The organism is Alcaligenes sp. LTN-3 (assembly GCF_059735605.1).
In genome coordinates, this window is record NZ_JCAPDN010000002.1 from 896,221 (window position 1) to 920,283 (window position 24,063).

Genomic DNA, 24,063 nt, shown 5'->3' on the forward strand with positions numbered 1-24,063 from the left:
ATTACTGAAAGCAATGGGGTTCTGGTCATGAGAACGCTGGAACGAACGCGCCCGGACCTGTCAGCCTTTTTGCGGGCTTGTCGTGAACGGCTTTTGCCCGAGGAGGTGGGCTTGCCCAGCGGCGGGCGCCGTCGGACTCCGGGGCTGCGTCGTGAGGAAGTCGCCGCGTTGGCAGGGGTCGGGCTGACCTGGTACACCTGGCTGGAACAAGGGCGTGATATCGGAGTGTCGGCCCGCTTTTTGGATAATCTGGCTCGTGTCTTGAAACTGGACGCCGCCGAACGGCGCCACTTGTTTTTGCTGGCGCATGAGCGCCTGCCTGCCGAGCCAGGAGTCACCTGGTGTGTTTTGCCGCCCTTGGTGCGACGCTTGATGCATGATTTGCCTCATCCAGCGTTTGTTTTGAATCTGCGCTGGGATGTCCTGGGTTCTAATTCTTTGGCCGATGAGGTGCTGGGCTTGGGGGCGTATCCGCAGGGGCAGCGCAATCTGCTGTGGCAGATGTTTACGAACCCCGCTTTGCACGCACGCTTTGTACCCTGGGAGGCACAGGCTTTGGCGATGTTGTCTAGTTTTCGCCGCGATTTTGCCCGCGCAACGGAAGGCACGGATATTCATGAGCTGGCCGATGAGCTCAAGCGTGTGTCACCCGAGTTCAAAATGGGATGGGAGCAGCATGATGTGCAGCCGCCTTGCGGTGGACGGCTTTGCTTGACGGTGCAAGGAGAGCGGCGCGAGTTTGAGCAAACCTCGCTCATCATTGATGAGAGCCGCCATTTGCGTCTGGTGGTGTATGTACCCGCTTTGCAGGACGGTAAAGGCGATGGAAGCGGTCCAGGCTAGTGTTGTATAGGGCTTGTAAAGTGCAAGCCGTAAGTGCTCAGTCGTGCTCTGATAGTGATGGCAGGGCACTGACCGTACGTGCCGGGTTTCAAGCACTTGGCACCAAGGACTTGGCATCGAGCATCAGATAGCGGGCAGCAGGCATCAGGCAAAAAAAATCCCCGCCGATCAGGCGGGGATTGCAGACACTGACGGCTTAATTAGCCCAGCAGGTCTTTCACACCGTCACGCTCTTCCAGCAGCTCGTTCAGGGTGTGGTCCATGCGCTCACGCGAGAAGGCGTCGATTTCTAGACCTTCAACACGCTTGTACTCACCGTTTTCGGTGGTGACAGGGACGCCGTAGATGATGCCTTCAGGAATACCGTAGGAGCCGTCCGAAGGAACACCCATGGTGACCCATTTGCCGTTGGAGCCCAGGACCCAGTCACGCACGTGGTCGATGGCCGCGTTGGCAGCCGAAGCAGCCGAGGACAGGCCACGGGCTTCGATAATGGCAGCGCCGCGTTTGCCCACGGTGGGGATGAAGGTTTCGCGGTTCCAGGCCTGATCGTTGATGATGGCGTCAATCTTCTCACCGTTCACCGTGGCAAAGCGGGTGTCAGGGTACATGGTGGGCGAGTGGTTGCCCCAAACAATCAGGTTTTCGATGTCAGCAACAGCCTTGCCGGATTTGGTGGCCAACTGCGACAGGGCGCGGTTGTGGTCCAGACGCAGCATGGCGGTGAAGTTCTTCGCTGGCAGATCAGGAGCGGACTTCATGGCGATGTAGGCGTTGGTGTTGGCAGGGTTGCCGACAACCAGAACCTTGACGTCGCGGCTGGCCACTTTGTTCAGGGCACGGCCTTGGGCGGTGAAGATCTGGGCGTTGAAGGCCAGCAGGTCTTTACGCTCCATACCTGGGCCGCGAGGACGGGCACCGACCAGCAGGGCGATATCAGCATCTTTGAATGCGGTTTCAGGGTCGCTGTGGGCGGACATGCCTTGCAGCAGCGGGAAGGCGCAATCGTCCAGTTCCATCATGACGCCCTTCAGGGCCTTTTGGGCTTTCTCGTCGGCGAGTTCCAGCAACTGCAAGATTACAGGCTGGTCTTTGCCCAGCATTTCGCCAGAAGCGATGCGAAACAGCAGGGCGTAGCCAATCTGGCCAGCAGCGCCGGTAACGGCGACGCGCATTGCGGGTTTGGACATGAGAGTGAGACTCCGTTTTTGGGTTTGAAGACGGTGACGAAAAACACAGTTTAAATCTTTTGCAGACCGGACGGCTGGCGTGGAAAATGGTTTTTCGCAAGAGGAAAAGCCTCTTTTTTCACTGCGCAGACTAGACCAAAACGATAGCGGCGTCAAACGTCTTATATCTTATATAAGACATAAGAGCGTTAGACATTCGGGGCCGGTCATGCGAAAATTAGTGCACTGTCTATTTTATGAACAAATGCGCGCTGCAGGCTGTATTGATCGCGCATTTTTTATGAGCCCCATGTCTGATAACGTGCCGCCGCTACGCGCCCAGGAAATCGAAAAATCCGCTCCTAGCGCGGCCTATAGCCCTCTGTACCAACAGATCAAGGCTTTGTTGCTGCAGGGGCTGGATCGTGGCGAATGGAAGCCCGGCGAGGCCATCCCCAGCGAGCTGGAGCTGGCCGCCCGTTTTCAGGTCAGCCAAGGGACGGTACGCAAGGCCATTGACGAATTGGCGGCTGACAATCTCCTGATTCGTCGCCAGGGCAAGGGTACTTTTGTGGCCACCCATCACGAGGCCCGCGTGCGCTTTCGCTTTTTGCGCCTGGCCCCGGACGATGGCAAACCCGTTGCTTCCCAAAGCCGTATTCTGGATGTTCGCCGCATGAAAGCGCCCACGGATGTGGCTGTGCTGCTGGATTTGCGCACCTCCGATATGGTGGTGAACCTGCGTCGTGTCCTGTCCTTTGATCAGGCCCCGACTATTTTTGACGATATCTGGCTTCCCGGCTCTGTCTTTAAGGGGCTGACCCTGGAAGCTGTTGAGCAGAACAGGGGCCCGATGTATGCCTGGTTCGAGAGCAAGTTTGGCGTGAGCATGGTGCGCGCCGATGAAAAGATTGGTGCTGTCAGTGCGACCGCAGAGGCCGCCTCGGTCCTGCAGGTCGCTGTCGGCTCGCCGCTCCTGCACGTGGAACGCGTGTCCTATACCTATGGTGATCGACCGATGGAATTGCGCCGGGGTTTGTACCTGACCGAGCGCTTTCATTACCGAAACACGCTTAGCTAGTTCGGCGGCATACGGTATTTGATACTGCACCGTAGTGTCAAATAGGTGAAAATACCAAGGTTAAAAATTTTATGACTTTTTTTTATCTACTTCGAGGCCATCATGTCTGATACCGCACCCAAGCAGCGTCCGCAGTATCGCAATGTCAGCTTGCCGCAGATATTGAGCTACCGCATGCCCCTGGCTGCAAAATCGTCGATTTTGCATCGTGTCAGTGGTGCATTGCTGTTTCTTTGCCTGCCGCTCGTTTTATTGCCACTGTTCTCTTTGAGCGTCAGCTCTCCAGAGTCTTTCGAGACCTTGCGCAGCTACGTCGACAACCCTGTCTGTAAGCTGATTCTTCTGGTCCTCATCTGGGGTTACCTGCACCACTTCTGTGCCGGTATCCGCTATCTGACCTTGGACCTGCACCTGGGTAACGACAAAGAGTCCGCCAAGAAATCGGCCGGTCTGGTGTTCGGGGTTAGCTTGGCGCTGACCGTTGTGTTTGGTTTGAAACTGTTTGGGGTGTGGTAATGGCTAATCGTGAGCGCATTGGCGTAAACCGCCTGGTAGTGGGTGCCCACTACGGTACCTTGGACTTTCTGGCGCAGCGTGTCACCGCAGTCATCATGGCCATCTACACCGTGGTCATCATCGGCGGCATTCTGTTTAGCAGTGAACTGAATTTCGAGACCTGGCGCGGCCTGTTCTCGTTCACGGTCGGCTCCCTGCCTCTGGGTCAGTTGCTGGCAACCTTGTTCTTTCTGTCCTTGTCCTGGCACGCCTGGATCGGTGTGCGTGACATCTGGATGGATTACGTCAAGCCCGCTGGCCTGCGCTTGTTTCTGCAAGTGTTGACCTTGCTGTGGCTGGTCGCCAGTGTCGTCTTTTTTGCAAAAATTATCTGGAGTCTCTAAACCGTGGCTTCCATCACAAAATCTTTGCCCCGCCGTCAGTTTGACGTAGTGGTGGTCGGTGCCGGTGGCGCCGGTATGCGTTGTTCCCTGCAATTGGCTCAGGCCGGCTTGTCCGTTGCCGTGCTCAGCAAGGTGTTCCCAACCCGCTCCCACACCGTGGCGGCTCAAGGTGGTGTCAGTGCCTCTTTGGGTAACATGAGCGAGGACCACTGGTACTGGCACATGTACGACACCGTTAAGGGTTCGGACTGGCTGGGCGACCAAGACGCCATCGAATTCATGTGCCGTGAAGCTCCTCACGCTGTGTACGAGCTCGAGCACTTCGGTATGCCGTTTGACCGTAACCAGGACGGTACGATTTACCAGCGTCCATTTGGTGGTCACACTGCCAACTTCGGTGAAAAACCGGTTCAACGTGCCTGTGCCGCTGCTGACCGTACCGGTCACGCCATGTTGCACACCCTGTATCAGCGTAACGTGGCTGCCCGTACCCAGTTCTTCGTGGAATGGATGGCGCTGGATCTGCTGCGTAACGAAGCTGGCGACGTTCTGGGCGTGACCGCTCTGGAAATGGAAACCGGCGAAATCTACATTCTGGAAGGCAAGCGCGTGGTGCTGGCGACCGGTGGCGCTGGCCGTATCTGGGCGGCTTCCACCAACGCCTTCATCAACACCGGTGACGGCCTGGGTATGGCTGCTCGTGCCGGCCTGCCTTTGCAAGACATGGAATTCTGGCAATTCCACCCCACTGGCGTTGCCGGTGCAGGTGTGCTGATTACCGAAGGTGTGCGTGGTGAAGGCGGTATCTTGCTGAACAAAGACGGCGAGCGCTTCATGGAGCGTTACGCTCCCACCCTGAAAGACTTGGCCCCACGTGACTTCGTGTCCCGTTCCATGGACCAGGAAATCAAGGAAGGCCGCGGTTGTGGCGATGGCAGCTACGTGGTTCTGAAACTGGATCACTTGGGTGCCGACGTCATCAAGAAACGTCTGCCCTCGATTCGCGAAATCGCGATCAAGTTCGGTAATGTGGACCCCATCAAAGACCCGATCCCCGTGGTTCCAACCATCCACTACCAGATGGGCGGTATCCCCACGAACTATTACGGTCAGGTTGTAACCCAGACACCTACAGGCGAGAGCAAGATCGTCAACGGTCTGTACGCTATCGGTGAATGTGCCGCGACTTCCGTGCACGGTGCCAACCGTCTGGGTACGAACTCCCTGCTGGACCTGATCGTGTTCGGTCGTGCTGCGGGCAACCATATTGTGGATTCGCACCCCGAGAAAGATCACTCCCACCAGGAAATCAACGAGTCCTCTATCGAGTTCTCGCTGGAGCGCGTCAACCGTCTGGAGTCCCGTACGTCGGGCGAAAAGGCGCAGGACGTGGGCAACAAGATCCGTGTGGCCATGCAGGCCCACTGCGGCGTGTTCCGTACTCTGGATCTGCTGCACAAGGGGGTCGACCAGATCGATTCCCTGGTTCCCGAAGTCAAGGATATCTACTTCAAAGACAAGTCCAAGGTGTTCAATACCGCCCGTATTGAAGCGCTGGAAGTGGCCAACATGATCGAAGTGGCTCGCGCTACGACGAAGTCGGCCGCCAATCGTACGGAAAGTCGCGGTGCTCATGCCCTGAACGACCACCCAGAACGTGACGACGAAAACTGGCTGCGTCACACCTTGTGGTTCTCGGAAGGCAGCCGTCTGGAGTACAAGCCTGTCCAGATGAAGCCTCTGACAGCCGAAACGATTCCGCCCAAGGCCCGGACTTTCTAAGCAGGATACTGACATGAGCCAAAAACGTAAGGTCAAATTTGAAATCTATCGCTACGATCCTGATAAGGACGAGCGTCCCTACATGCAGAAAATCGAAGTCGAGCTGGAACCTACCGACAAGATGCTGCTCGATGCGATCCTGCGCATTAAAAACGACATGGACGACAGCCTGGCGCTGCGTCGTTCCTGCCGTGAAGGTGTGTGCGGTTCCGATGCCATGAACATCAATGGCAAGAACGGTCTGGCCTGCACCACCAACATGCGCGACTTGAAAGAACCTGTGGTCTTGCGCCCACTGCCAGGTCTGCCGGTTATCCGTGACCTGATCGTGGACATGACCCACTTTTTCGATCAGTACCATTCGGTCAAGCCGTTCCTGATCAACGATGCGCCTCCTCCAGAGAAAGAGCGTTTGCAAACGCCTGAAGCCCGCGAGGAGCTTGATGGTCTGTACGAGTGCATTCTGTGCGCCTGCTGCTCGACCTCTTGCCCATCGTTCTGGTGGAATCCTGACAAGTTCGTCGGTCCTGCTGGTTTGTTGCAAGCCTATCGTTTCATTGCTGACTCGCGTGACGAAGCAACGGGTGAGCGTCTGGATAATCTGGAAGATCCATACCGCTTGTTCCGCTGCCACACGATCATGAATTGCACGGACGTCTGTCCAAAAGGACTGAACCCATCGCATGCCATCGGCAAGATCAAAGAAATGCTGGTGCGTCGCGGTATCTAAAAAGGTGGGTATGTACCGATGAGAACATTGACGGAATTGGAGCGTGCGCGCCTGCGTTGGCGTGCGCGCCGGGGCTTGCTTGAAAACGACTTGATGATCACCCGTTTTCTGGATCAATACGAAAACGAGCTGACTGATCAGGACGTCTCGGCCCTGACCCGCTTGTTCGAAATGGACGATACAGTTTTGCTGGATGTCCTTCTGGCTCGCTCCGAGCCAGAAGGGCAGTACGCCACACCGGACATTCAGCGACTAGTAGACATTATGCGAAAGCTATAACCATTGAGGAAAAAAGTGATGGAATTGTCAGATAAAAAAGCCACGCTATCCTTCTCCGACGGTAGCCCTTCGGTTGAGTTCCCTGTACACAAGGGCACCGTAGGTCCGGACGTGATCGATATCCGTAAGCTCTACGGTCAGACAGGTATGTTTACCTATGACCCCGGCTTTATGGCAACGGCGGCTTGCGAATCCGGTATCACCTACATTGACGGCGACAAAGGCCAGTTGATGTACCGTGGTTACCCGATCGACCAGTTGGCACAAAAGTGCGATTTCATGGATGTGTGCTACCTGATCCTGAACGGCGACTTGCCAAACGCAGATCAGAAGCAGGAGTTTGATTCCCTGGTCACGAACCACACCATGGTTCAGGAACAGATGCAGCATTTCCTGCGTGGCTTCCGTCCGGACGCCCACCCCATGGCAATACTGACTGGCCTGGTCGGTGCCCTGTCGGCGTTCTACCATGACTCCACAGACATCACCAATCCTCATCACCGTCATGTGTCGGCTATCCGCTTGATCGCCAAGCTGCCTACTTTGGTTGCGATGGCGTACAAGTATTCTTTGGGACAGCCTTTCATCTATCCCAAGAATGATTTGTCCTACACCGGCAACTTCTTGCGCATGATGTTCGCTACCCCTTGCGAAGACTACAAGGTCAACGAAGTGGTTGAGCGTGCTCTGGATCGTATCTTCATCCTGCATGCAGATCACGAGCAAAACGCCTCGACTTCCACCGTGCGTCTGTGCGGTTCGTCTGGCACCAATCCTTTCGCTGCGATTGCTGCGGGTGTTGCCTGCTTGTGGGGTCCTGCCCACGGTGGTGCAAACGAAGCTTGCCTGAACATGCTCGAAGAGTTGCAAGCCAACGGCGGCATCGACAAGGTTGGCGAGTTCATGGAGAAGGTCAAGGACAAGAACTCGGGCGTTCGCTTGATGGGCTTTGGTCACCGTGTCTACAAGAACTACGACCCACGCGCCAAGCTGATGCAAGAGACTTGCAAGGAAGTTCTGGAGGCCCTGGGCCTGGAGAACGATCCTCTGTTCAAACTGGCCATGGAACTGGAGCGTATTGCTCTGGAAGATCCGTACTTCGTCGAACGCAAGCTGTACCCCAACGTAGACTTCTACTCGGGTATTGTTCAGCGTGCTATTGGTATTCCAACATCCTTGTTCACCGCTATCTTCGCCCTGGCTCGTACCGTAGGCTGGATCGCTCAGTGGAACGAAATGTTGTCCGATCCAGATTACAAGATCGGTCGTCCACGTCAGCTGTACGTGGGCCCAACCCAGCGCGACGTACCTGATCAGCGTTAATCACGGTGGGCTCAGAGGCCTGGATCAATCCAGGTATCAGTAGTCATTGTGCTAACTGAGCCCCTGGTTTTACGCAAGTGCACCAATATGTGGTGCACTTTTTTTTCGCCCTTTTTTTCTTTATTAGGCCACTGTTCAGACATGCTCTTGATACAACGAATCCAGTACAGACCAGGGTTCAGGGCTGCAGGAGCTGGTGGTTGAAACGGGAGAGCCGCTGCTCGCGGGCACTATTTTCTTCCGACTGCCGGACTTTGGCCTGCACATGATCCAGATGCCTGTTGATCTGGTCTCGGGCCAGATCAGCATTGCCTTCCAAAATAGCGTTCATTACGGCTTCATGCTGTTGGGTCAGTATCTCTACTTCGCGTGCATTGTCGAACTCGAACATGGCACGGCGGTTTTCCTTGACGGTGGAAAAGACCAGTTGGAACAGGCCATTCATGATCTGCAAAAGCACCACGTTGTGAGAGGCTTGGGCAATAGCCAAGTGAAAATGTGCATCAGCGCGGGCTGATAGCTCGGTATCCTGATTTTGTTGGTGCTCAACCATGATGTCAAAGCACTGTTTGATCCGTTTTTTATCCTCTTGTGTGGCCCGCATGGCAGCGTGCCAAACCGTACTGGCCTCCAAGGCTCGCCGTGCCTCCAGCACATCGTAGCGATATAAGGGGTCCTGGCTAAGGAGTTGCTCCAAAGGAGCGATGGCTTGGGCGGGCCAATTGATCAATTCGCTTTTCTGCACGAAGGTGCCGCCTCCTCGACGCGTAAACAAGACACCCTGTGAACTGAGTGTGCGTAGCGCTTCCCGTATGGGTACGCGGGACACATTCAGTTGGTCGGCTAACTGGCGCTCGGAGGGAATCCGGTCACCAGGCTGCAGTTGCTCTTGCTGGATGAGCTGGATAATTTTTTCCGTAATCTGGTCTGAGAGACGTGTTTTAGCGTGTGTAGTCATAAATCAATTCTAAGTGGTAAGACCAATTATTGTTTTTAGTGCCAGTATAGGGGTGAAAAAGGCTAAAAATATCAGGGTTTATGCCGGTAAATAAAAAGTGGTAATACCTCTATCATTCTCCAAGCGACAACAAGAGGGGGGCTGCACCAAGCCGAGGCTGACACCATGGTCTTAGGGCGCTTTCCACACAACGTGCGATCAATACGAAGGAGAACTGGAGATGAATCTTTTATACACCCTGATGGCCCTGGCGCCATTGTTGGTTGTGTTTTTGTTGATGGTGGTGCTGGGGCGCTCAGCGAAACTGTCTATGGGTACGGCCTATATTGTGACAGCCTTGCTGGCTTTGTTCGCGTGGGGCAGCCAGGCCGAGGTTGTTGCTGCAGCCACGCTCAACGGGGTGATGATCGCTCTGACCTTGCTGTTCATTGTCTTTGGAGCCATCCTGCTGCTGAACACCCTCAAGGTGGGCGGCGCGCTAGCAGCCATTCGCCAGGGCTTTATGGATATTTCACCTGACCGTCGTGTGCAGGTCATTATTGTGGCGTGGTTATTTGGATCCCTGATTGAGGGCTCATCGGGTTTTGGAACACCGTCTGCTGTCGGTGCCCCTTTGCTGCTGGCTTTGGGATTTCCCGCGATGGCGGCCGTGATGTCGGTTCTGGTCATTCAGTCCACACCGGTTTCGTTTGGCGCGGTTGGCACACCCATGCTGGTCGGTGTGCGCTCGGGGGTCGATAACAAGCTTGATGTAGCCGCGGCCATCGCTCCTATGCAGCCGATGGAGTATTTGCAGCAGATTGTCGAGAACGTGGCACTGATTCATGCCTTGACCGGCTTTGTGATTCCTTTGTTGCTGTGCGGCTTGTTGACGCGTTTCTTTGGTGAGCGTCGGTCCTTCGCGGAAGGCTTGGGCGCCTGGAAATTTGCCTTGTTTGCCGGCGTGGCCTTCACTGTTCCTTATTACTTGATCGCAGTGGTTTTGGGGCCAGAGTTTCCGTCCATGCTGGGCGCGATGGTAGGGCTGGTGATTGTCGTGACGGCAGCACGCAAGGGCTGGTTTGCGCCATCCAAGACCTTTGACTTCCCCGATCGCAGTCAGTGGCCTTCCCATTGGCTGGGTACGGTTGCCATGGACAATGTTGAAAGCAAGCAGACGTTTTCTGTGCTGCGAGCCTTCTCGCCCTATGTGCTGGTTGTGTTGCTGCTGATTTTTACCCGGACTGTCCCTGCTGTGAAAGCCTGGCTGACCGGTCCGTCTGCGACGATCAAGATTGAAGCGTTGTTTGGTACGAATATTACAACGTCGGTACAACTGTTGTTTTCACCAGGTGCGATCTTGATTCTGGTGTCCCTGGCATGTATCGCCATCTTTCGCATGAATGGACAGCAGTATATGCAAGGGGTCACGCAATCGCTGCGCACCATGGGCAGTGCTGCGCCTGCCTTGTTGCTGGCTGTGCCTATGGTGCAAGTGTTCATCAATTCGGCTGCTGCCGATGGCTCGATTGCCAGCATGCCCTTGGTCCTGGCCCAAGGTGCGGCTGCTGCTGCCGGTCAAGCGTGGCCAACGATTTCACCCTGGGTAGGTGGCTTGGGGGCCTTTATCGCTGGCTCCAATACAGTCAGTAATATGATGTTCTCGTACTTCCAGTTCTCGACAGCCCAGCAAATTGGTTTGAGTGTGGATCAGTCCGCCATCGTTGTGGCTCTGCAAGCAGTCGGCGGCGCGGCTGGCAATATGATTTGTGTGCATAACGTCGTGGCGGCGGGCGCCGTGGTTGGCATGTTGGGACGAGAAGGGGAAATTGTGCGCAAGACCCTGATTCCCATGGTTTATTACGTTATTCAGGCCGGCTTGATTGGGCAGGCTTTGATTACAGGTGCCGTAGGCTGGTGGCTGGCTGCCGCTGTTTTCCTGGCCGTGACCATCGGTGGTTTGAGCTTGTCTCGGGGCCGTCAAATGGCTCCGGCGATGGCGTAACGCGAGCGCCTGTCGTACATAACAGGGCTTGAATGAGGAATAAAAAACCGGATGTCGCATAAAGCGACATCCGGTTTTTTTATAGCTAGACAGGATTAGCTGTTTTGCTGGGCTTCTTGCTGGGCATCCACAACAGCCAGGGCTGTCATGTTGATGATGCGACGCACCGTAGCGCTGGTGGTCAGGATGTGGATGGGGCGAGCTGCACCCAGCAGGATGGGGCCCATGGCCACACCGTTGCTACCGGTCATCTTCAGCATGTTGTAGGTGATGTTGCCGGCGTCCAGGTTAGGCGTGATCAGCAGGTTGGCCGAACCGCGCAGCGTGCTGTCGGGGAAGGCTTTCAGGCGGATCTTCTCGGACAAGGCGGAGTCAGCGTGCATTTCACCGTCCACTTCCAGGTCGGGAGCGCGTTCAGCCAGGATCTGACGAGCCTTGGCCATCTTGCGCGAGGACTCGGTCTGGCGGCTGCCAAAGTTCGAGTGCGACAAAAGCGCAACGCGAGGCACCACGCCAAAACGGCGAACTTCCTCGGCAGCCTGGATCGTCATGTCGGCGATTTGCTCGGCGGTAGGGTTCTCGTTCACGTGGGTGTCGCACACAAACAGGGTTTGTGTAGGCAGCATCAGCACGTTCATGGCTGCGAAGGTTTGGGCTTCTTTTTTCAGACCAATGACTTGTTCGACATAGTTCAGTTGGCTGTCGTAGTTGCTGGCCACGCCGCAGATCATGCCGTCGGCGTCACCGCGTTGCAGCAGCATCACGCCGATCAGCGAGTTGTGCTTGCGAATCATGGCCTTGGCGATGTCTGGAGTGACGCCTTCACGTGCTTTGAGCTTGTAGTAGGCGGTCCAGGTTTCGGTGAAGCGATCGTCGTCTTCCGGGTCCACGATTTGCACGTTCTTGCCCGCTTCCAGGCGCAGGCCTGCTTTCTTGACGCGCATGTCGATCACGCTGGGGCGGCCAACCAAAATTGGCTGAGCCAGCTTTTCGTCCACCACGGTTTGCACGGCACGCAATACGCGCTCGTCTTCGCCGTCAGCGTAAATGATGCGCTTGGGCGCGGCCTTGGCCTGCATGTACAACGGACGCATCAGCGGGCCGGTGTGGTAGGTCATGGCGATCAGTTTCTGACGGTAGGCATCCATGTCTTCGATAGGACGGGCGGCAACGCCGGAGTCCATCGCCGCTTGGGCCACGGCCGGAGCGATCTGAACGATCAGACGGGAATCAAACGGTTTGGGGATGATGTACTCAGGACCAAAACGCAGATCTTCGCCGCCATAAGCGGTTGCCATATCGTCGCTTTGCTCGACCTGGGCCAGCTCGGCAATGGCTTTCACGCAAGCCAGCTTCATTTCCTCGTTGATCACGCTGGCACCAACGTCCAGGGCACCACGGAAGATGAAGGGAAAGCACAGCACGTTGTTGACCTGGTTCGGGTAGTCCGAACGGCCGGTCGCGATGATGCAGTCAGGGCGGGCAGCCTTGGCCACTTCAGGGCGAATTTCAGGCTCGGGGTTGGCCAGGGCCAGAATCAGCGGCTTGTCGGCCATGGTCTTGACCATATCGGCGCTCAGAACGCCAGGAGCCGAGCAACCCAGGAACACGTCAGCATCCACCATGGCATCGGCCAGTGTGCGGGCATCGGTTTCTTGAGCGTAACGAGCCTTGTTGGGCTCCATGTTTTCGTCGCGACCTTTCCAGATGATGCCGCGCGAGTCAGCCACGAAAATGTTGCTTTGTTTCACGCCCAGGGCCACCAGCAGGTCCAGGCAGGCAATGGCAGCAGCGCCCGCACCCGAGCAAACCAGCTTGATGTCGGCGATGCTCTTGTTGACGACCTTCAGGCCGTTCAGGACAGCGGAGGACGAGATGATGGCTGTACCGTGCTGGTCGTCGTGGAACACGGGAATGCTCATGCGCTCGCGCAGCTTCTTCTCAATATAGAAGCACTCGGGGGCCTTGATATCTTCCAGGTTCACACCACCGAGGGTGGGCTCCAGCGCAGCAATGATGTCGACCAGCTTGTCCGGATCGGTTTCATTCAGTTCGATATCGAACACATCGATGCCAGCGAATTTCTTGAACAGGCAGCCTTTGCCTTCCATGACGGGCTTGGCGGCCAGCGGGCCGATATTGCCCAGACCCAGCACGGCGGTACCGTTGGTGACCACGGCAACCAGGTTGGCGCGCGAGGTGTACTTGGCGGCGGCTTCTTCGCCTTCGGCGTGGATGGCCATGCAAGCAGATGCGACGCCGGGGGAGTAGGCTAGCGAGAGGTCATCTTGATTGGCTAGGGTCTTGGTGGGGACCACCGAGATTTTCCCGGGCGTGGGATACGCGTGATAGTCCAGCGCAAGTTTGGCCAGATCGGCGTTGGCATCCATGTTGGTAAAGCTCCTGATAGGATTTTCTAGTGTAAAAGTGAATCTAATTTATAAGAAATACAGTCACCAGGTAGGTGCTGATTTGTTATAGACAGCATATGTGATGGCAACGCTGGCTGCCTGCCTCAAGGTGACCAAGGGCAGGCAGGGCTCAGTTTGGTGGAAAAGGGGCCCGCGAAGCGCGTACTTGCTGCACCCGTTTAGCATATCGGAATTTTTCCTTCATGTGGGGCGGGCCAGAGGAGTCAATCATGATTTGAGGCGCTTCTTTTGTAAGAATTCGCCCCTGTGATAGATCGATGTGTTTGTTAATGCCAACGGTCTGATGTAGTCCCTAAGCATTTTAGATGTCATTAATTGCGCCTTTTGTGTGCGGCGTTATACTAGATCGATACGGCTTGTATAAGGCGTCCTACGTTGCCTTCTGCTCCTGCTATCCGCTAACCGGCGAGGTCCGTGTCGCGGAAGGTTTTCCTGCATCTCAACACGAGTGAAACACTCGGATAGGTGAAGCGTAATAATGTCATCGCAAAAAGAACTGCTCAGTAACTCTTATCTGTTCGGGAGCAATGCTCCTTACGTCGAAGAACTCTACGAGTCCTACCTCGACAACCCAGGCTCTGTCGCCGACCAATGGCGCGAGTACTTCGATCAACTACAGCATCAGCCAGCTACTGACGGCCGCGACAGCACCCGCGATCAAGCTCACGCGCCTATTGTCGAGTCCTTCGCCCAACGAGCCAAAGCCAATGCCTTCCTGACCAGCGCGCAAGCACCGGACCTGACAGTTGCCATGAAGCAAGTGTCGATTCAGTCCATGATTGCTGCTTACCGCTCCCTGGGTGCACGCATTGCTGATCTGGATCCTCTGAAGCGCTCCGAACGCCCCAGCATCCCTGAACTGGATCCTGCTTTCTACGGCTTGACCGAAGCAGATCTGGACCAGGTCTACTCCGCCACCAACACCTACTTCACCAAAGCCGACACCATGACGCTGCGCGACATGCTCAAGGCCTTGCGTGACACGTATTCCCGTTCGGTGGGCGCAGAGTTCATGTATATCACCGACCCGGTGGTCAAGCGTTGGATCCAGCAGCGCCTGGAGTCAGTGCATGGCACAGGCTCTTTCAACGTTGAGCAAAAACGCAATATCTTGAAGCAGCTGACCGAGGCCGAAGGCCTGGAGCGCTTCCTGCACACCAAATACGTAGGTCAGAAACGCTTCTCCCTGGAAGGGGGTGAAAGCTTCATCGCTTGTATGGATGAGGTCGTCAACCACGCAGGCGAGAACGGCGTTCAGGAAATCATCGTGGGTATGGCTCACCGTGGTCGTCTGAACATGTTGGTCAACATCATGGGCAAAATGCCCGGTGATCTGTTTGCCGAATTTGAAGGCCGTCACGCTGAAGGTCTGACCGACGGCGACGTGAAATACCACAACGGTTTCTCCAGTGACTTGTCCACCCGTGGCGGTCCGGTTCACTTGTCCTTGGCCTTTAACCCCTCCCACCTGGAAATTGTTAACCCAGTGGTCGAAGGTTCGGTTCGTGCCCGTCAGGATCGTCGTAGCGACGAGGACGGCAGCCAGGTTCTGCCTGTGCTGGTTCACGGCGACGCGGCTTTTGCCGGTCAGGGTGTGGTCATGGAAACACTGAACCTGGCCCAGACCCGTGGCTACGGTACCGGTGGCACGCTGCACATCGTGATTAACAACCAGATCGGTTTCACCACCTCTGACCCACGCGATACACGTTCCACATTGTATTGCACGGATGTGGTCAAGATGATTGAAGCCCCTGTCTTCCACGTCAACGGCGACGATCCAGAAGCCGTGGTGTTCGTGACTCAGCTGGCTCTGGATTTCCGCCGCGAGTTCAAGCACGACGTCGTGGTTGATATCGTCTGCTTCCGTAAACTGGGCCACAACGAGCAAGACACTCCCTCGATGACCCAGCCGCTGATGTACAAGAAAATTGGTCAGCACAACGGTACGCGCAAGCTGTACGCCGACAAGCTGGTTGCTCAAGGCATTCTGTCCGAGAACGAGCCTGAAGATCTGGTCAAGAGCTACCGTCAATTGATGGAAGACGGCAAGCGCACGGTTGAACCTGTTCTGACAGACTACAAGAACAAGTACGCCACCGACTGGTCCGCTTTCCTGGGCGCCAAATGGACTGACCAGGCTGACACCGCCTTGCCGATGTCCGAGCTGACACGCATCGGTGAAAAACTGACTACCGTGCCAGAGGGCTTTACTGTTCACCCACTGGTTAACCGCATGCTGAACGATCGTCGTGCCATGGCACGCGGTGAAGCTCAAGTGGACTGGGGCATGGGCGAGCACTTGGCCTTTGCAACCTTGGTGAACAATGGCTACGCCATCCGTATTACCGGCCAGGACTCGGGCCGTGGTACGTTCACGCACCGTCACGCTGTGCTGCACGATCAAAAACGTGAGCGCTGGAACGACGGTACCTACATTCCTTTGCAAAACGTCTCCGAAGGTCAAGCCACCTTCACGGTGATCGACTCGGTCTTGTCCGAAGAAGCCGTGCTGGCCTTTGAATACGGTTATGCTTCGGCAGAACCTAATATTTTGACTATCTGGGAAGCCCAGTTCGGCGACTTTGCCAACGGTGCCCAGGTTGTTATTGACCAGTTCATTACGTCGGGTGAAGCCAAGTGGGGCCGTCATTGCGGTCTGACTCTGATGCTGCCACACGGCTACGAAGGTCAGGGTCCTGAGCACTCCTCGGCCCGTATCGAGCGTTTCTTGCAACTGTGCGCAGACAACAATATCCAGGTTGTTCAGCCCACCAACGGCGCCCAGATCTTCCACGTTCTGCGTCGTCAGATGATCCGTCCTTTCCGCAAGCCCTTGGTCATCATGACGCCCAAGTCCTTGCTGCGTAATAAAGATGCTACTTCGCCCTTGAGCGATCTGGCTGAAGGCCACTTCATGCCTGTGATCGGTGAAACGGATCAGGCGATTGATGCAGCCGCTGTCAAACGTGTTCTGGCTTGCTCGGGCAAGGTTTACTACGATCTGGTGAACCACCGCAAAGAGCTGGAGCGCAACGATATTGCCATTATCCGTGTGGAGCAGTTGTATCCATTTGCCCACAAAGCCTTCCAGGCTGAGCTGGCCAAGTACAGCAACGCCAAGGAAGTTATCTGGGTTCAGGACGAACCTCAAAACCAAGGTGCATGGTTCTACGTTCAGCATCACATCTACGAGAACATGACCGAAGGTCAGAAGTTGGGTTACGCCGGCCGCGCCGCGTCCGCTTCGCCCGCTGTTGGTTACCTGGCCAAACACCAGGAACAGCACAAAGCACTGCTGGAGCAGGCTTTCGGCGCTCGCAAAGGCTTCATGCTGACCAAATAACGCACCCCAAATTTTAAATACGGAAAATATAATCATGGCAATTACTGACGTTCTGGTTCCCCAACTTTCTGAATCCATCTCCGAAGCAACCTTGCTGGAGTGGAAAAAACAACCTGGCGAAATGGTTCAGGCTGATGAAATCCTGATCGAAGTCGAAACCGACAAGGTTGTCCTGGAAGTTCCCGCTCCTGCCTCGGGCGTGCTGAGCGAAATCGTCAAGGCCAACGGCAGCACCGTTACCTCCGGCGACGTACTGGCTCGTATCGACTCCGAAGGCAAGGCCAGCGCTGCTGCTCCTGCCGCTGCCGCTGAAGAAGCTGCTCCTGCGGCTGCCCCAGCCGCTGCTGCTCCTGCTGCCAGCTCCGCCGCTTCCTCGGTTGCTTCGCCTGCCGCTGCCAAGATCCTGGCTGAGAAAGGTGTGGAAGCCAGCTCCGTGGAAGGTTCCGGTCGTGGCGGTCGCATCACCAAGGGTGACGCTCTGGAAGCCAACGCCGCTGCTGCTAGCAAGCCTGCTGCCGCTCCTGTTGCTCCTGCTACGTTGTCCCTGGACGGCCGCCCAGAGCAGCGCGTGCCCATGAGCCGTCTGCGTGCTCGTATCGCCGAGCGTTTGCTGCAATCGCAATCCGAAAACGCCATGCTGACCACGTTCAACGAAGTGAACATGCAAGCGGTGCTGGATTTGCGCAAGAAGTACAAGGATCAGTTCGAGAAAGAGCACGGCGTCAAGCTGGGCTTCATGTCCTTCTTCGTGAAAGCCGCTGTGGCCGCTTTGAAGAAATACCCCGTGCTGAACGCTTCGGTCGATGGCAAAGATGTGATCTACCACGGTTACTTCGACATCGGTGTGGCCGTTGGTAGCCCACGCGGTCTGGTGGTGCCTATCCTGCGTAACGCTGATCAAATGTCGATTGCTGACATCGAAAAGCAAATCGCTGATTTCGGTGCCCGTGCTCGTGACGGCAAACTGACCCTGGAAGAAATGACAGGCGGTACCTTCTCGATCTCCAACGGTGGTGTGTTCGGCTCCATGCTGTCCACCCCGATCATCAACCCACCTCAGTCCGCCATCCTGGGCATTCACGCCACCAAGGACCGTGCTGTGGTTGAGAACGGTCAGATCGTGGTTCGCCCCATGAACTATCTGGCTATGTCCTACGATCACCGCATCATCGACGGCCGCGAAGCCGTTCTGGGTCTGGTAGCCATGAAAGAAGCGCTGGAAGATCCTCAGCGTTTGTTGCTGAACGTCTAAGCACGTGGTCGTTTCAGTCTAGTATGTTTACGGCCAAGTGCTTGTTTCTAAGCCTTGGCCGGCTTTGTTTAAGGCCCTGGGGGCGGATTTACACCGCCTGATTCTTTCCCGCCTGACTTCTGGACGGTCCAGTCTGCCTTTTTCACATTTATGGAATTTTTATGGCTAAGCAATTTGATGTTGTCGTAATTGGTGCCGGCCCTGGTGGCTACATCGCCGCTATCCGTGCTGCTCAACTGGGTATGAGCGTCGCTTGCGTGGACGCCTGGTCCACCGCTGAAGGCAAACCTGCTCCTGGCGGTACATGCACCAACGTAGGTTGCATTCCTTCCAAAGCCTTGTTGCAGTCGTCCGAGCACTTCGAGCATGCCAATCTGCATCTGGCCGAGCACGGCGTGGATGTCAAAGGTGTGTCACTGAACCTGGACAAGCTGGTCGGTCGCAAAGATGTCGTCGTCAAGCAAAACAACGACGGTATCTTGTACCTGTTCAAAAAGAACAAAGTTAACTTCTTCCACGGTACCGCCTCCTTTGGCGGCAAGGTTGACGGCGGCTGGTCGGTGAACGTGGCCGGTGCCAACGCCGAAGAGCTGGTTGCCAAGAACGTCATCATCGCTACGGGTAGTTCGGCTCGTGCCTTGCCGGGCGCCGAGTTCGACGAAGAGCAGATTCTGTCCAACGACGGCGCTCTGCGTCTGCCCAAGGTTCCCAAGAAGCTGGCCGTTATCGGCGCCGGTGTGATTGGTCTGGAACTGGGTAGCGTGTGGCGTCGCCTGGGTGCCGAAGTCACCATTCTGGAAGGGGCTCCCGAGTTCCTGTCCGCTGTGGATCGCGATGTTGCCAAGGAAGCCCTGAAAGCGTTCACCAAGCAAGGTCTGAAGATCAATGTGGGCGTGAAAGTTGGCGAAATCAAAAAGACGGCCAAACAGGTCACCATCAATTACGTGGACGCCGCTGGTGCCGAGCACAAGCTGGAAGCCGACAAGCTGATCGTCTCCATTGGCCGTGTGCCCAATACCGCCGGTCTGGGTGCAGATACTATTGGTCTGAAACTGGATGAGCGTGGTTTCGTGGTTGTGGACGACGATTGCGCCACCAGCCTGCCAGGTATCTGGGCGGTGGGTGACGTGGTGCGTGGTCCTATGCTGGCTCACAAAGCCGAAGAAGAAGGTGTGGCGGTGGCCGAGCGTCTGGCTGGTCAGCAACCTCACGTCAACTTTGACACCGTGCCTTGGGTTATCTACACCTCCCCCGAAATTGCTTGGGTTGGCAAGACCGAGCAGCAGTTGAAGACCGAAGGCCGTGCATACCGTGCGGGCAGCTTCCCCTTCCTGGCCAACGGCCGTGCCCGCGCACTGGGTGACACCACCGGCTTTGTGAAGGTTCTGGCTGATGCCAAGACTGACGAAGTCCTGGGCGTACATTTTGTGGGCCCTGTGGCTTCTGAGCTGGTGGCTGAAGCCGTAGCAATCATGGAATTCCGTGGTGCGTCTGAAGATATCGCCCGTATTTGCCATGCTCACCCAACCCTGTCCGAAGCCCTGAAAGAAGCGGCCTTGGCAGTGGACAAACGCGCTCTGAACTTCTGATAGACTTTCAGGGTGTTGTTGGAAAAGGGCGGGCACAGGCTCGCCCTTTTTTTCGTCACGAAAGGCTGATCAAAGCAGTCTGTACAGGCTGTGATGCGTGAGATAATTGACCGCGCAGTATGCTCAGGCCCTGCATCAAAAGCAGTGCTGCAGTGGATCGCAGTGCATGCTGGCAGACCACCACCTGTCCAGGACAGGTTCTTTTATTTTCAGTGATATGAATGTTCGCGAGTATTACCATCAGGCTTTAGCGGAAAAAGGCTATCGTGCCGACCAGGCACAGGAGCAAGCTATAGACCGGTTGCAACGCTATTACGACGAGTGGGTGGAGTTTCGCAAAATGCGCTCCGGTGCCTTGCGTCGTATGTTTTCCCGCCCGGAAGTGCCGCGTGGTGTGTACCTGTGGGGTGGCGTAGGGCGCGGCAAGAGCTTCCTGATGGACGCCTTCTACCTGACGGTGCCACTCAAGCGCAAAACCCGGATTCACTTCCACGAGTTCATGCGCGGCGTACACAAGGAGCTGAATCAGGTCAAAGGCATGAGTGACCCATTGGATGAGGTCGCCAAGCGTATCGCCAAGCGTTATCGTCTGATCTGTTTTGACGAGTTCCATGTCTCGGATGTGGCCGATGCCATGATTCTGTACAAGCTGTTGCTGGGCCTGTTCGAGCGCGGTACGTCCTTTGTGATGACGTCCAACTACGAGCCCTCCACGCTGTATCCGGAAGGTTTGCATCGCGACCGCATTTTGCCCGCCATTGCGCTGATCCAGAAGAATATGGACATCATGAACGTGGATACCGGTGTGGATTACCGCCGCCGTGCGCTGGAGCAGGTGAAAACCTATCTGACGCCATTGGGGCCAGAGACCACCGCCGAGCTGCAATCCATGTTTACGGCCTTATCGGACACCGCCCCCCAAGAGCCTGTACTTAGCATCGAGAACCGTGATGTGAAAGCGGTGGCCTTGTCAGGCTCGGCTGTGTGGTTTGATTTCGAGACCCTGTGCGTTAGCGCACGTTCGCAGAACGATTATCTGGAACTGGCCAACCGTTTCCAGACCGTGATCCTGTCCGACGTTCCCCGTATGACAGCCCGTGATGCTTCTGCTGCACGGCGCTTCACCTGGCTGGTGGACGTTTTTTACGATCACAAAGTCAAATTTATTATGTCCGCGGCGGTGCCCGAGGAAGAGTTGTATGTAGATGGCCCCATGGCCAATGAGTTCCACCGTACTGTCTCGCGGTTGATGGAAATGCAATCGCGCGAGTACCTGGAGTCAGAACGGCGCCAGGCAGTTATTTTGTAGGTCTTGGGCGCGGCCGGTGGCCAATGCACCTGATACCTGACCCTGACACGTAGTTTTATAAGCGTATTTTTTATCATGACGACACGAGTACTGACCGGCGTTACAACGACCGGTATTCCACACTTGGGTAACTATGCCGGGGCGATTCGTCCTGCTATCCGTGCTAGCCAGCAAGCCGATGTCGACGCATTTTTCTTCATGGCGGACTACCACGCCCTGATCAAATGTGACGACCCGGAGCGCGTAGCCATTTCGCGCCGTGCGATTGCCGCCACCTGGATAGCCTGCGGCCTGGATGTGGAAAAAGTAACGTTTTATCGCCAATCTGATATTCCTGAAATTCCCGAACTGTCCTGGATGCTGGGCTGCGTGACGGGCAAGGGTTTGATGAACCGTGCGCACGCGTATAAAGCCTCCGTGGATAAAAACGAGGCGGCTGGCATGGAGCCGGATGACGGCGTGACCATGGGCTTGTTCAGCTATCCCGTGTTGATGGCGGCTGACATCTTGATGTTCAACGCGCATAAAGTGCCTGTGGGCCGTGATCAGGTTCAGCATCTGGAAATGGCGCGTGATATCGCCAAGAGCTTCAACCATTTGTATGGTCGCGGCAAAGAGCTGTTTGTACTGCCTGAGGTGCAGGTCGAGGAAGATGTGGCTCTGTTGCCGGGCCTGGACGGTCGCAAGATGTCCAAGAGCTATGACAACACGATTCCCCTGTTTGAAGGTGGTGCCAAAGCGCTGAAGTCCGCCATCGCCCGCATTGTGACGGACTCCAAAGGCCCGGGTGAACCCAAGAACCCGGATGACTCCCACCTGACCGCCTTGTACAAGGCCTTTGCGACGCCAGAGCAGACTCAGATCTTCCGCCAACAACTGATCGAAGGGATGGCCTGGGGCGAGGCCAAAGAAGCTTTGCATCAGATTCTGGAAACCATGATCGCCCCCATGCGCGAGCGTTATGAATCTCTGATGGCTCGCCCTCAGGACATTGAAGAACTGCTGCAAGTGGGTGCCCGCAAGGCTCGTGCCTATGCAACGCCTTTTATTCACGAACTGAAGGCTGCTGTGGGCCTGCGTGACCCGATCAGCGTGGCGGCTACCAAGACTGAAACCAAGGCCCGTAAAGCCCGGTTTGTGAATTTCCGCGACGAAGACGGCACGTTCCGTTTCCGCCTGCAGGATGCGGCCGGACATGAGTTGTTCCTGTCGCGTTCCTACGCTGATCCCAAACAGGCGGGCGTGGCAATCAAAGGTTTGCAGACTGAGGCGTTCGCCGAGGTCGTCAAACAAGATGGCTCGGAACTGCAAATCCATTGTGCCGGAGAGGAAGTCGCTCGCGTATCGGCAGATCTGCGTGATGCACTCGAAGCCGCTTTGGATTCGATGCGAGACTAAGTCGTGTGCCGGTGGCAGGATTGATTCTTTGCAAAGAACTTGCCCAGGATTGATCCTAGGTTGGATGCAGTAAGTCTCTTTGTGCCACCGCACCCTACCTTGAAGCACGTTTGAAAATAAACAGCCCCAAAAACGAGATGTTCATCTCACGTTTGGGGCTGTTTTGTTTTTTACTTTTTTATCAATACCTTGAAAGGTGGTTGAGGATAAAACCTGTGGCAGAGATATCTTGGGTATTGGCTTCAGCTACAAAGGCTACTCTGCATTTGCAGTTCCCTAAGGCAAGGGTTCAGGTCTGAGTCGTAGACCGCTGATCCCAGTTCTGGCTGGCCAGCTCCAATGCTGCAATATCTTCTGCACAGATCACGTCGCGCAAGGCCGTGAATTTTTCCTCTGGCCAGTCATATATTCTCAAGGCCAGCAGCCGCTCAATGCTTGCCTCATCAAAGCGTTTTCGCACGGGCACAGCCGGATTCCCGGCCACGATGGTATACGGTGCCACGCTCTTGGTCACAATCGCCCCCGAGGCCACCACAGCGCCTTCACCAACCTCGACACCGGGCATGATCATGGCCCGCATACCGATCCAGGCACCGTCCTGGATGTGGGTGTCACCTTTGCCCACATAGGCGTCCGTAATCTTGTCCACGAAGGGATACAGGCTGAACCAGTCCATGCGATGGGTATGGTTGCCGCCCATCAGAATCACGGCCTCGGCACCGATACATACGTAGTCGCCAATATGTAGCTGGTCCACCGGCCATTGAGAGTCCCAGGTCTTGCGGCTGTATTCGTCCCCGTACAAGTAACGCACCACGCTTTCTTCAAAACTGCCGGTCCAGGCATGGCTGTAGTAGCTGTGTGTGCCACGTATATGGATATTGGGATTGGATACGGTTTCGTGCAGGAGTTCGACCTGCGACCAGTGCTTTTGCACCATGCTTCTCCTTCTGGACCTTGCCGTGCTGGTTCTGGCTTTGCGCCAGTAAGGGCAAAGTGGGCTGTTCGTATTGAAGCCAAGCGAGGCTAGGAGGCTCGCTTGGTTGACCTTGATGGCGCGACTCGTTCAGTGCGCGTTGAGGCGCTTTGTATTCAAACCAGCCATAAAGCATCAAGCCCTGCGTAAACATTCATGCAGGGCTTGATGATGGGCTTGGGCCGGCAGGAATAGCCGCCTTATTCGGCTGGCTGCGCCGGAATATCCAGCTTTTCACACAGGCTCAGAATTTCTTCCAGGCTCTCGCGTTTGACCACGATCAGTTGAAACTCCTCGTCATAGCTTTGGGCAAACTCTAGCAGACAGTAGGAGGGGTGAAACTCCTGCAACTGCTCGTTCGCCCATTGGAAAAAGCCATCTACGTCCTGAAAAGGCATGTCGTCGTAAGGAAAGGCGGGCAGGTCCTGATTTTCAAACGCGGCCAGAATTTCTTCCCACAGTTCATCGACGGTATCGGCCAGGGCCAGATAATCATCCAGTTCGTAGCTGATGGCCAGGATCAGAGCACCATCCGGATCGTGTTCCATCAGGTTCTGCGCGTGCTTTCCATACGCCTCACCCATCGCTGCCGGGCTGGCGCTTGCAGTCAGCACGGACCGGCTGATGGCTGCAATATCCTCTTCCTTCTGATCAAATCCGGTCAGCAGATTGAGCAGACGCGTCAGTTGGGAAAGGCGCTCGGTCTCAGTCAT

General features: G+C 55.8%; 19 protein-coding genes. 14 read left to right on the top strand and 5 right to left on the bottom strand.

Annotated features, from left to right (window positions below; translation table 11 throughout):
* Positions 1-27 precede the first annotated feature (27 nt).
* Positions 28-843 carry a helix-turn-helix transcriptional regulator gene (locus AC6I6N_RS12410; protein WP_094198282.1) on the top strand — a complete coding sequence of 272 codons (816 nt, stop codon included), beginning with the start codon at positions 28-30 and terminating at the stop codon, positions 841-843.
* Between the two features lie 200 nt (positions 844-1,043).
* Here AC6I6N_RS12410 and AC6I6N_RS12415 read toward each other — a convergent pair whose 3' ends face one another.
* Positions 1,044-2,033 carry a malate dehydrogenase gene (locus tag AC6I6N_RS12415; protein WP_022983546.1) on the bottom strand — a complete coding sequence of 330 codons (990 nt, stop codon included), beginning with the start codon at positions 2,031-2,033 and terminating at the stop codon, positions 1,044-1,046.
* 289 nt (positions 2,034-2,322) lie between these two features.
* Between AC6I6N_RS12415 and AC6I6N_RS12420 the strand changes: the two genes are divergently transcribed.
* The 7 genes from AC6I6N_RS12420 (at position 2,323) to gltA (ending at position 8,106) form a co-directional block, all read left to right on the top strand.
* Entirely contained in the window at positions 2,323-3,093 is a 771-nt protein-coding gene (locus tag AC6I6N_RS12420) for a GntR family transcriptional regulator (protein ID WP_094198283.1), read from the top strand.
* A gap of 102 nt (positions 3,094-3,195) precedes the next feature.
* Positions 3,196-3,609, top strand: coding sequence for a succinate dehydrogenase, cytochrome b556 subunit (sdhC, locus tag AC6I6N_RS12425; protein WP_094195945.1), 414 nt, complete (start codon positions 3,196-3,198; stop codon positions 3,607-3,609).
* The gene (sdhD, locus tag AC6I6N_RS12430) at positions 3,609-3,992 is read left to right on the top strand and encodes a succinate dehydrogenase, hydrophobic membrane anchor protein (RefSeq protein WP_094195946.1); all 384 of its coding nucleotides are present in this window, start codon (positions 3,609-3,611) and stop codon (positions 3,990-3,992) included. The genes sdhC and sdhD overlap by 1 nt, the downstream gene beginning before the upstream one ends.
* A gap of 3 nt (positions 3,993-3,995) precedes the next feature.
* The gene (gene sdhA / locus AC6I6N_RS12435) at positions 3,996-5,774 is read left to right on the top strand and encodes a succinate dehydrogenase flavoprotein subunit (RefSeq protein WP_094195947.1); all 1,779 of its coding nucleotides are present in this window, start codon (positions 3,996-3,998) and stop codon (positions 5,772-5,774) included.
* Positions 5,775-5,787: 13 nt separating this feature from the next.
* Positions 5,788-6,504, top strand: a complete 717-nt coding sequence (locus tag AC6I6N_RS12440; RefSeq protein ID WP_094195948.1) for a succinate dehydrogenase iron-sulfur subunit — start codon at positions 5,788-5,790, stop codon at positions 6,502-6,504.
* Between the two features lie 18 nt (positions 6,505-6,522).
* A complete protein-coding gene (locus AC6I6N_RS12445; protein ID WP_003802528.1) occupies positions 6,523-6,783 on the top strand; it encodes an FAD assembly factor SdhE in 261 nt (86 codons plus the stop codon).
* An 18-nt stretch (positions 6,784-6,801) separates the two neighbouring features.
* Positions 6,802-8,106 carry a citrate synthase gene (gltA, locus tag AC6I6N_RS12450; RefSeq protein ID WP_094195949.1) on the top strand — a complete coding sequence of 435 codons (1,305 nt, stop codon included), beginning with the start codon at positions 6,802-6,804 and terminating at the stop codon, positions 8,104-8,106.
* A gap of 178 nt (positions 8,107-8,284) precedes the next feature.
* Here the strand turns inward: gltA and lldR are convergent, their stop codons facing one another.
* Positions 8,285-9,064, bottom strand: a complete 780-nt coding sequence (lldR, locus tag AC6I6N_RS12455) for a transcriptional regulator LldR (protein WP_094195950.1) — start codon at positions 9,062-9,064, stop codon at positions 8,285-8,287.
* Between the two features lie 220 nt (positions 9,065-9,284).
* On the opposite strand from lldR, the gene AC6I6N_RS12460 reads away from it, so the two are divergent.
* Complete coding sequence (locus AC6I6N_RS12460) at positions 9,285-11,048, top strand: L-lactate permease (protein WP_094195951.1); 1,764 nt, start codon at positions 9,285-9,287, stop codon at positions 11,046-11,048.
* A gap of 95 nt (positions 11,049-11,143) precedes the next feature.
* Here AC6I6N_RS12460 and AC6I6N_RS12465 read toward each other — a convergent pair whose 3' ends face one another.
* Complete coding sequence (locus tag AC6I6N_RS12465) at positions 11,144-13,438, bottom strand: NADP-dependent malic enzyme (protein ID WP_108727919.1); 2,295 nt, start codon at positions 13,436-13,438, stop codon at positions 11,144-11,146.
* A gap of 520 nt (positions 13,439-13,958) precedes the next feature.
* Here AC6I6N_RS12465 and AC6I6N_RS12470 point away from each other — a divergent pair.
* The 5 genes from AC6I6N_RS12470 (at position 13,959) to AC6I6N_RS12490 (ending at position 22,374) form a co-directional block, all read left to right on the top strand.
* Positions 13,959-16,826, top strand: coding sequence for a 2-oxoglutarate dehydrogenase E1 component (locus AC6I6N_RS12470; protein WP_108727918.1), 2,868 nt, complete (start codon positions 13,959-13,961; stop codon positions 16,824-16,826).
* A gap of 34 nt (positions 16,827-16,860) precedes the next feature.
* Entirely contained in the window at positions 16,861-18,078 is a 1,218-nt protein-coding gene (gene odhB, locus AC6I6N_RS12475; RefSeq protein WP_094195954.1) for a 2-oxoglutarate dehydrogenase complex dihydrolipoyllysine-residue succinyltransferase, read from the top strand.
* Positions 18,079-18,239: 161 nt separating this feature from the next.
* Positions 18,240-19,667 (top strand): dihydrolipoyl dehydrogenase, encoded by a 1,428-nt coding sequence (gene lpdA, locus AC6I6N_RS12480; RefSeq protein ID WP_094195955.1) that lies wholly within the window; start codon positions 18,240-18,242, stop codon positions 19,665-19,667.
* A 217-nt stretch (positions 19,668-19,884) separates the two neighbouring features.
* Positions 19,885-20,976, top strand: a complete 1,092-nt coding sequence (gene zapE, locus AC6I6N_RS12485) for a cell division protein ZapE (RefSeq protein ID WP_162496938.1) — start codon at positions 19,885-19,887, stop codon at positions 20,974-20,976.
* A gap of 75 nt (positions 20,977-21,051) precedes the next feature.
* The gene (locus AC6I6N_RS12490) at positions 21,052-22,374 is read left to right on the top strand and encodes a tryptophan--tRNA ligase (RefSeq protein ID WP_230019149.1); all 1,323 of its coding nucleotides are present in this window, start codon (positions 21,052-21,054) and stop codon (positions 22,372-22,374) included.
* Between the two features lie 289 nt (positions 22,375-22,663).
* On the opposite strand, the gene AC6I6N_RS12495 is transcribed toward AC6I6N_RS12490, so the two are convergent.
* Together AC6I6N_RS12495 and AC6I6N_RS12500 are read right to left on the bottom strand one after the other, a co-directional pair.
* Positions 22,664-23,314, bottom strand: coding sequence for a CatB-related O-acetyltransferase (locus AC6I6N_RS12495; protein WP_094195958.1), 651 nt, complete (start codon positions 23,312-23,314; stop codon positions 22,664-22,666).
* Between the two features lie 236 nt (positions 23,315-23,550).
* On the bottom strand, positions 23,551-24,063 hold the full coding sequence (locus tag AC6I6N_RS12500) for a hypothetical protein (RefSeq protein ID WP_094195959.1): 513 nt from the start codon (positions 24,061-24,063) through the stop codon (positions 23,551-23,553).